Origin of the sequence: Micromonospora sp. NPDC049374 (genome assembly GCF_040677165.1) — a bacterium.
GTDB lineage: Bacteria > Actinomycetota > Actinomycetes > Mycobacteriales > Micromonosporaceae > Micromonospora.
This window is the reverse complement of sequence record NZ_JBFAQH010000043.1, coordinates 1-1,826: the sequence shown is the minus strand read 5'-3', so window position 1 is coordinate 1,826 and position 1,826 is coordinate 1. Positions and strand designations below refer to the sequence as shown.

Genomic DNA, 1,826 nt, shown 5'->3' with positions numbered 1-1,826 from the left:
GTTGTAGAGCGGGCTGGGTCCGTCGAGTTGGCTCAGGAACCAGAGTCGTTGCTGCGCAAAGGACAAAGGCGTCCGCGCCGTACGCTCTGCCGCCCGCAGGACCGGCCGGGCCACGGCCACACTCGACTCGTTCAACCAGGTCGCCAGACCCGCGACGGTCGGCGCCTCGAACAACACCCGCAACGGCAACTCGACACCCAGCACCGCCCGCACCCGCGACACCAACCGCACCGCAAGCAGGGAATGCCCACCCAACGCGAAAAAGTCGTCCGCAACACCGACCGACGTGACACCGAGAACCTGCGCGAAGACACCACACAGAATCTCCTCCCGCACCGACACCGGACCACGACTGACGCCCAACGCGTAATCCGGCGCCGGCAACGCCCGCCGATCCAACTTCCCGTTCACCGTCAACGGCAACGAGTCCAGCACCACCACCGCCGACGGCACCATGTACTCCGGCAACCGCTGCCCCACGAACTCCCGCAACCCGGCCGCCTCGGCAGCCACCACATAGGCCACCAACCGCTTGTCACCCGGCACGTCCTCCCGGACGACAACCGCAGCCTGCGCAACATCCGGATGCTCCAGCAGCACCGACGCGACCTCACCCGGCTCAACCCGGAACCCACGAACCTTGACCTGCTCATCCGCCCGGCCCACAAACACCAACCGGCCGTCAACAGTCCACTTCGCTAAATCACCCGAGCGATACATCCGCTCACCAACCACGAACGGCGACGCCACGAACCGCTCACCAGTCAGCCCGGCCCGACCCACATAACCACGCGCGACCCCAGCACCAGCGACATACAACTCACCCACCACGCCCACCGGCACAGGCCGCAAACACCCGTCCAACACGAACACACGGGTATTGAAAATCGGACCACCAATCGGCACCGGACCACCAGACTCAGCCCGATCCCACACCTGCACAGTCGCATCAACCGTGCACTCGGTCGGACCATAAACATTCCACACCGGCACCGGCAGCCGAGAAGCCAACTCAGCCGACAACGGCTCACCACCGGCCACCACCAACCGCAAAGCATCACAACCGGCCCAGCCCGGCTCATCCACCAACAACTGCAACAGCGTCGGAACCACCTGCAACACCGTGACCCGCTGCTCGGCCACCACCCGCAGCAACCCACCCGGATCACGGTCGACACCAACCGGCGCCAACACCACCGCCGCCCCCGCCGCCAACGGCGCAAACAACTCCCACACCGACGCGTCGAAACTCAACGCCGTCCGCTGCAAAACCCGGTCACCCACATCCAGACCGCTCCAGGTGACCAAATTGACCAAACCCCGATGCGTAACCGCCACACCCTTCGGCGTCCCCGTCGTACCAGAGGTGTAAAGCACATACGCGACACCGTCACCACCACAAACAACAGACAGATCCGAACCGTCAACACCGTCCAGACCGTCAAAAGCACCACTCGACTCAGTAACCGTCAGAACCGCACCCGAATCAGCCACCACAAAATCAACCCGAGCCGACGGCAACCCCGGATCCACCGAAACAAAAGCACCACCAGCCTTCCACACCGCCAACATCGCCACCACGGCCTCCACCGACCGCGGCAACACCAAAGCAACCACCCGCTCCGGCCCAACACCCCACTCAACAAAACGCCGCGCCAACCGATTCGCCCACGTATTCAAATCCGCATACGTCAACACCACATCACCCGCGACCAACGCCACCGCACCCGGCGACAAACCCACCCGCGCCTCGAAAACCGCCCCAAACGTCCCCGCAGGAAGATCAACCACAGTGCCGTTCCAACCGAGCAGAAGCTGCTCCCGCT

At 64.2% G+C, this 1,826-nt stretch carries 1 protein-coding gene; it reads right to left on the bottom strand.

Going from position 1 to position 1,826, the window contains the following annotated elements:
* Positions 1–1,826 (bottom strand): amino acid adenylation domain-containing protein (locus AB0J93_RS30065; RefSeq protein WP_363925728.1); only part of this gene is annotated, 1,826 nt, incomplete at both ends.